This is a genomic window from Calditerrivibrio sp., from assembly GCA_026415135.1.
Lineage (GTDB): Bacteria > Chrysiogenota > Deferribacteres > Deferribacterales > Calditerrivibrionaceae > Calditerrivibrio.
The window spans coordinates 1-4,147 of sequence record JAOAHS010000057.1 but is presented as its reverse complement, the minus strand read 5'-3'; the positions used below and the strand labels follow the sequence as shown (position 1 = coordinate 4,147).

Annotated in this window: 5 protein-coding genes; all 5 read right to left on the bottom strand. The window is 34.1% G+C overall.

The genetic code is table 11. From position 1 onward, the window contains the following. Positions 1–375 precede the first annotated feature (375 nt). A complete protein-coding gene (rfbA, locus tag N3C60_09345; protein MCX8085110.1) occupies positions 376–1,266 on the bottom strand; it encodes a glucose-1-phosphate thymidylyltransferase RfbA in 891 nt (296 codons plus the stop codon). A gap of 8 nt (positions 1,267–1,274) precedes the next feature. Then, positions 1,275–2,348 (bottom strand): dTDP-glucose 4,6-dehydratase, encoded by a 1,074-nt coding sequence (gene rfbB, locus N3C60_09340; GenBank protein ID MCX8085109.1) that lies wholly within the window; start codon positions 2,346–2,348, stop codon positions 1,275–1,277. A gap of 2 nt (positions 2,349–2,350) precedes the next feature. Beyond that, positions 2,351–2,911: a dTDP-4-dehydrorhamnose 3,5-epimerase gene (gene rfbC, locus N3C60_09335; protein MCX8085108.1), complete on the bottom strand. Its 561-nt coding sequence runs from the start codon at positions 2,909–2,911 to the stop codon at positions 2,351–2,353. Then, entirely contained in the window at positions 2,901–3,785 is an 885-nt protein-coding gene (gene rfbD, locus N3C60_09330; protein MCX8085107.1) for a dTDP-4-dehydrorhamnose reductase, read from the bottom strand. Before rfbD ends, rfbC begins: the two co-directional genes overlap by 11 nt. Before the next feature lie 49 nt (positions 3,786–3,834). Next, on the bottom strand, positions 3,835–4,147 hold a 313-nt coding region (locus N3C60_09325; GenBank protein ID MCX8085106.1), incomplete at its 5' end, for a PD-(D/E)XK nuclease domain-containing protein.

Here is a 4,147-nt window from a genome sequence, read left to right as displayed (position 1 = left end):
CCTTTTACAAACATAATGTTAGGTAGAGGAGTGACATTCCAAGGATCAGGTACTTTTATAGATGATAAATTATCCAAAACAACGATTCTACCAGAATCTCCAACTAATTGAGATAAAGCAATGATTAAATTACTTCCTATTAATCTTTTTTTCTTCTTTTAAAAGAAACTTTATCTTTTGAATGATTGATTAATCCAAGTCTATTGTAATAAACTTTCTTCTTTTATTCAACAATTCAAATTTTCTCACAATTTTAATAAAAAGATCGATATTGCAGGAGATAATTAATTCAAATGTCTAACCGAATTATTTTCTCATCATAAGTATGTGATGTAATATTTCTGATTTTTATCGTTTCCATCCAGGCTTCACCCCTCACTTCTCACTTATTACTGTTTTCCCTATTCTTATCAAATACTCTCCATATCCACTTTTTATTACATATTCCGCAAGCTTGAGTAGCTGTTCTTTTGTGATCCAGCCATTTCTATACGCTATCTCCTCAATACACCCTATTTTTAGACCAGTCCTATCTTCTATGATCTTTACAAACTCGCTTGCTTCGAGAAGCGAATCCACAGTTCCTGTATCAAGCCAAGCATATCCACGTCCCAACAGTTTTACTGTAAGACTATTTTTCTCTAAATAAGCTTGATTCACTGTGGTGATTTCCAACTCCCCTCGCCAAGAGGGTTTGACATTTTTTGCTATCTCCACCACATTATTATCATAAAAATATAGCCCTACTACTGCATAATTAGATTTAGGTTCCTTAGGCTTCTCTTCAATACTTAAAACTTTTCCACTTCCATCAAACTCCACCACTCCATATCTCTCTGGATCTTTTACATAATAGCCAAAAACCACAGCTCCACCATCTTTTTCGATCTTGTCCACACTTCTTTTTAATAGGGTAGTAAGATTATGTCCATAAAAAATGTTGTCTCCTAATACAAGACAAACATTTTCTTTTCCTATAAAATCTTCACCTATTATAAAAGCTTGGGCAAGCCCCTCTGGCTTTGGCTGCATCTTGTAGCTGATACTTAAACCAAGATGTGAGCCATCCCCAAATAGCTGTTCAAACCTTGAAATATCTTGTGGGGTTGAAATAATTAAAATCTCTCTAATACCAGCCAACATCAGGGTAGAAAGGGGATAGTATATCATCGGCTTATCATAGATAGGTAAAAGCTGTTTACATACAGGTATAGTAATTGGATAAAGCCTTGTGCCACTTCCACCTGCAAGAATTATACCTTTCATATTTTCCTCTATCTTTTTTTATAATTAATTTCTAACCATTCTAAATATTTACCAGTTTTTATGTTTTGTACCCATTTTTTATTGTTTAAATACCATTCAACTGTTATATTTAATCCTTCTTCGAATGTTACACTTTGTCGCCAGCCGAGTTCATTTTTTATCTTATCGCAATTTATTGCATATCTTCTATCATGCCCTGGTCGATCTTGAACAAAAGTGATCAACCTCTTAAAATAATCTTTCGGTTTACCCAACTTTTCTGCTACAATTTCACAGAGCTTATTTACAAGATCTATATTATGCCATTCGTTTTCACCACCGATGTTGTATTTTTCTCCCGTTTTGCCTCTATTTAATACAGCCCAAATACCACTGCAATGATCTTCCACATACAACCAGTCTCTAATATTTTTACCATCGCCGTATACCGGCAAAGGCTTTTCATCGAGCATATTTAAGATCATAAGAGGGATGAGCTTTTCTGGAAATTGATAGGGACCATAGTTGTTCGAACAATTTGTTATCACAACATTGAGCCCATAAGTATGGTAATAGGACATTACTAAATGATCTGATGCAGCTTTTGATGCAGAATAAGGGCTTCGAGGATCGTAGGGTGTAGTTTCGTAAAAATAACCTGTATCACCGAGTGAGCCATATACTTCATCTGTGCTTATATGATGAAATCTTGTGTTTTCGAATCGATTTTGCCAAAATTTCCTTGCAGCTTCGATAAGATTAAAAGTACCGTTAACATTTGTATTTATAAAATCTTTTGGCCCGTGAATAGATCTATCTACATGAGATTCAGCAGCAAAATGCACCACAGCATCTGGGCTGTATCTTTTAAAGATATCCTCCACTCTGTCATAATCACAAATATCAACCCATTCGAAAACATATCTGTCAGAATATTTCTCATTTATATCTGCAAGATTTTCAAGATTGCCTGCATAGGTCAATTTATCAATGTTTACAATCTTACCTTCAAAACCTGTATTTTCAAAAACGTATCGTATAAAATTGGAGCCGATAAATCCAGCCCCTCCCGTTACAAGAATACACTGATATCTATTATCCATCTCTATACCTCAATATTTTTTAGTAATGGTAAACTTTCATCTTTTGACGACAGGATCGGCTTTTTGATCCCATAATCTTCCAATGGCCATACGATATTTATAGAGGGATCGTTCCATATAATCCCAGCATCATAAGAAGGGTTGTATTCACTTCCTGATACTTTGTAGATAATTTCCGCTGTTTCTGATAATGTCAGAAATCCATGGGCAAACCCTTTGGGTATCCATAACATTTTTTTGTTTTCCGCACTTAAAATAGTGCCATACCATTTCCCAAATGTAGGACTATCTTTTCGGATATCCACAGCAACGTCAAAAATCTCACCTTGGACACATCTAACTAACTTCCCTTGAGCATATGGCTCTTTTTGAAAATGTAAACCCCTGAGAACCCCTTTTATCGATTTGGAATGATTGTCCTGAAGAAACTCCTCTCTTATCCCAATATTGAAAAAATCTGACTTTTTATAACTCTCAAAAAAAAAGCCTCTTTCATCTAAAAAAATCTTAGGAGTAACCAATATCACCCCATCTAAAAAAGTCTTTTCAAAACTAAACGGCATTAAATTCCTCCCACCATCTATCTATTCCAGATTGCCAGGTAGGTATTTTTATACCCATTATACTTTCTATTTTACTACTGTCAAGCTTGCTAAAAGATGGTCTTGGAGCTTTTAAATTAAACTCTGATGTTTTTCCTCTATGTATCACACCATCCCAACCTATCTTATTCAAAAGATAAAATGCCTGATCATATTTACTTGCAACCCCATCATTTGAAAAATGAAATAAACCAAAAACTTTTTTTTCAAGTAACAGAAGAGAAAAAAGAGCAAGATCAAAAGAATACGTAGGAGATGAGACTTGGTCATCTACTATCTTTAATTCTTTATTATTTTTAGCCCAATTTAAAACCTGTGTATTAAAATTTTTATTGTTTATCCCGAAAAGCCAAGAGGTGCGAATTACTATGGATCTATCATATTCTTCTAATACGAGGTTTTCTCCTTCTAGTTTACTTTTTCCATATGTGGAAAGCGGGTTTGGTTTATCATTTTCTGTATAAGGTGCATTTTTATTGCCATCAAAAACAAAATCTGTGGAATAAGTGATAAAAGTAGCTTTTAGCTCTTTTGCCACCTTAGCTAAATCATGTGGAGCGTAAGCATTTAATTTAAAGCAGTTTTCCTCATCATCTTCTGCCTTGTCTACATCATTATAGGCTGCACAATTTATGATAAGATCAAATCCCATCGATTTTACAAAATTGGATACTCGGTCTTTTTGCGTAATATCCAGTTCTTTATGACCTGTGGCTATATAATTAGCACCTATGCTGTCTAAAAGTCGCCTAAAATCATATCCTAACTGTCCATTTGCACCAGTGATTAGGATTTTTGAATATTGGGAAAGTTTAAGTAATATTCTATTTTTCATCATGCTAAAATCTACCATATTTTTCCTATTCTACCATCAAAACTATCCTTTATGTTATTTCCATATCCTCGATTTTCTTCCATTCAAAATCTACGATATTTCTCTGTTTTTTGCTAAATTCAATTCCGATAAGGCAAATCTCTTCGTATTTTCCTACATATTTTTCGTAATATTTTTTTTCTTCTATCTGGTGTAAGGCTGTTTTTTCTGGTTGATCTTCTACTACTTTAAACTCGATGATGTAAGCCTTGTTATTGTAAGTAATGGTTAGATCAATTCTGCCCCTGTTTGTGGTATCTTCTGCGACTACATCGAATCCAGCACCGTTAAAGAGAGCATATACGATAGAAGCATAAAAACCT